At 42.4% G+C, this 3,306-nt stretch carries 3 protein-coding genes; 2 read left to right on the plus strand and 1 reads right to left on the minus strand.

Features of this window, described 5'->3' with window-relative positions; translation table 11 throughout:
* Positions 1–156: 156 nt before the first annotated feature.
* Positions 157–405: a hypothetical protein gene (locus tag NTU69_12900; GenBank protein MCX5804403.1), complete on the minus strand. Its 249-nt coding sequence runs from the start codon at positions 403–405 to the stop codon at positions 157–159.
* Between the two features lie 480 nt (positions 406–885).
* Here NTU69_12900 and nth point away from each other — a divergent pair, with 480 nt between their 5' ends.
* Together nth and NTU69_12910 are read left to right on the plus strand one after the other, a co-directional pair.
* Positions 886–1,509 (plus strand): endonuclease III, encoded by a 624-nt coding sequence (nth, locus tag NTU69_12905; protein ID MCX5804404.1) that lies wholly within the window; start codon positions 886–888, stop codon positions 1,507–1,509.
* Positions 1,510–1,586: 77 nt separating this feature from the next.
* Positions 1,587–3,306 (plus strand): transketolase (locus NTU69_12910; protein ID MCX5804405.1); only part of this gene is annotated, 1,720 nt, incomplete at its 3' end.

The following is a 3,306-nucleotide window of genomic DNA, read 5'->3' on the forward strand; positions in this document are numbered from 1 at the left end:
TTTAAAGTCTCCATAGCCAACGCCTCCTTTCTACCGCTGTTTCCTTACAATCTTTATCTTTAATATAGCACTCAAGCACATTTTTGCCAATAATTTTTTTGAATTGGCAGTAACCCGCATTTCCAAGGGGCGCAATTATCATCTGACCTTTCTTTGTCAGTGCCTGACCCCTCTATCCATTTTAGACTTTGCCACAAAAACAAATGCAAGATCATCTTCGCGATATGCACATGTAAATGCACCACAGCATACTGATTGTGCCTGATCGAGTTTCTTTCGGGTTGTCTCGCTATGTATATGTTTATTATTCGGTAGGTGCTGATAGACCATTATGAGCGACTCAGGATGAAGGCTTATGAAGATGTCGTTCAGTTCATCATTCAGAATGTATTTCTCCGGCCCCATTCTCTTACGATAAGATGCTGTCCCTGTTTGTAGCCCCGTATCTGCAATTAGGGTCAGGTCTTGAAATATCAGTTTTTGCCATCATCCCTACTACCAAACTATCATTCATTCTTCTTCTATTTCAACTGGTTGTCAAGGGAAAAAATCAATAAGGTTATCCCTTATACGCCCTGTCGTGAGGGCCTAATTCGATGAATTTAATGGTCTCGTCAATACATTGCGGACAATCATTACAGAGGACAGTACTGTCGTCACCTTTTTTTCTGCATATTTTGCAGTAAAGAAAGATAATTGAAGATTTTAATTCGATGTTTTCCAACCGAAAGTGTCCCGGGGGCCAGGGATTCGTCCCGCCATAGCGGGATGACCCCTTGAATCCATGAACCCTCAAATCATTGGCTTCAGCCGATGGTAGTTGATTTTCTCGTTGAATACATAAGAGTATAAGTGGTATAAAAGATACGTTCAGCAGAATCAGAGATGGAAAAAGATATAAAGTCAATAATAGATAAATTAAAGAAGATGCATGGAAAACCGAGGGTTGAACTTACCTTTACGAATCCACTGGAACTTACTATCAGCACGGTGTTATCAGCACAGTGTACGGATGAAAGGGTAAATAAGGTTACAGAATGTCTTTTCAAAAAGTATAGAACATTAAAGGATTATTTAGATGCCCCCCTTGATGTGCTTGAGGAGGATATAAAATCCACGGGTTTTTATAAGAATAAGGCAAAAAGCATAAAGACTATTGCCCGCGAAATAGTGGAGAGGTTTAGAGGCCGCATCCCTGAGGATGTGGACACCTTTGCCACAATAAAAGGTATCGGAAGAAAATCGGCAAATATGATAGTGGGACTGGCGTATGGAAAACCTGTAATTATCGTTGATACCCACGTGGTGAGGTTATCAAACAGGATTGGTTTTTCCACGAAGGAAGACCCTGATAAGATAGAGGAAGACCTGAAGAGAAAGGTAGCGGAATCTTTGTGGACGGCATTTTCTCTTCTTTTGATACTTCACGGGAGATATGTATGTAAGGCAAGAAAACCCGAATGTGAGCGGTGTCTCCTTAGAGAGGATTGCGATTATAACAATCTGTAATTTTAGATTTTGGATTGCAGATTTTGGATTTAAAGGCCTGATAACTGAAACCATGTATAATATGCAAAGGAGAGAAAATGTCGTTTGAAAAGGAAATATTAACGGATGAGGAACTTAAAAAGCTGAAAGAATTATCGCGCTTAGCAAAGGGCGATATTATCAAGATGACAACGCTCGCAGGCTCGGGGCATCCTGGCGGATCCATCTCTTCCCTTGATATATACCTTGTTGTTTTTTCCTATGCGAATTTAAAAAATGAACCGGGGGACAGGATTATAGTGAGCCATGGCCACACTTCCCCGGGGACATACGCTGCCCTCGCAAGGCTCGGGTATCTTCCCATTGATGAGGTTATTGCCTTTTTCAGGAAGGCAAAAAGCCCATTTGAGGGACATGTGGTCAAAGGTGTACCTTTCATGGGATGGTCTACGGGTAACCTTGGACAGGGATTGTCTGCAGGCTGTGGTTTTGCTATTGCTTCAAAAATCCGTAAAGAAGCATCCCACGTGTATGTGCTTATGGGCGATGGAGAGCAGCAAAAGGGACAGATAACCGAGGCGAGGAGGTTTGCAAAGAAATATGGTCTCTCAAATATTACAGTGGTGGTTGACTATAATCGCCTTCAAATAAGCGGTAGCATTGACAATGTAATGCCCCAGAACATTATAGAGAATTATCTCTCAGATGGATGGGATGTTATTGAGATGAATGGACATGATTATAACGAGATATATACTGCGCTGAAGAAGGCAAGGGCAATTGATAATCCAGTATGTGTAGTGGCGCACACAGTGATGGGGAATGGCATACCATTTATGGAGAATAAGGAAAAATATCACGGGAACCCCTTAAATGAAAGGGAGTATAAAGAAGCCATTGGAATTCTTGGATTAGAGGATAACCTCGAATTTTACAGGGAGAAAAGAAAGGGTGTGTGCGCGTGGAAGGCGTCTTATGAAGAGGAAGAAACAGTTGTTGGTGTAGGTGAGCCTTTTACATATCGTGATGAAGATAAAATTGACAATAGAACTGCCTTTGGCAGGGCATTAAAAGACCTTGGCGATAAGAATATTGAAAAGGGATGTCACGTGTGTGTGTTTGATTGCGACCTCGCGGGCTCTGTAAAAACAGGGGATTTTGCAAAGGCATTCCCGGAACATTTTTTCCAGGGAGGCATACAGGAACACAATACCGCAACAGTTGCAGGCGCCCTTTCAACGAGAGGGGTTCTCACGTTCTTTGCAGATTTTGGGGTTTTTGGCATCGATGAAACATATAACCAGCAAAGGTTGAATGATATAAATAAAACAAATCTGAAGCTCATCTTAACACATGTCGGGCTTGATGTAGGTCCTGACGGGAAGACACATCAGTGTACGGATTACATAGGGCTTGCAAACAACCTCCACCATTTTAAGACCATTATGCCCTGTGACCCGAACCAGACAGACAGGGTTATCAGGTATGTGGCAAAGACAAAGGGCAACTTTCTTGTCGGGATGGGGAGGAACAGGTGGCCGGTGATTTACAGAGGCGATGGAAAGGCATTCTTTGGAGACGGATATGTATTTGAGTATGCCAGGATGGATACACTAAAGAGCGGAAAAGACGGGGTCATTATTACATATGGAGGCATGGTAAAAAGGGCGATTGGCGTCAGGGACAATCTCCTGAAAGAGAAGATAGATCTGGGTGTTATCAACATGCCCTGTGTGAATGAGATAGATAAAGAAGTTATGGAAGGGGTTCTAAAGCTGCCGTATATCTTTACCTATGAAGACCACAATCTCCGAACAG

The sequence above is a fragment of the Pseudomonadota bacterium genome (assembly GCA_026388215.1).
Lineage (GTDB): Bacteria > Desulfobacterota > Syntrophorhabdia > Syntrophorhabdales > Syntrophorhabdaceae > JAPLKF01.

Excerpts from the sequence above, each read along its gene's own strand:
- NTU69_12900 (MCX5804403.1), bottom strand. The coding sequence starts at position 405 with ATGGGGCCGGAGAAATACATTCTGAATGATGAACTGAACGACATCTTC.
- nth (MCX5804404.1), top strand. The coding sequence starts at position 886 with ATGGAAAAAGATATAAAGTCAATAATAGATAAATTAAAGAAGATGCAT.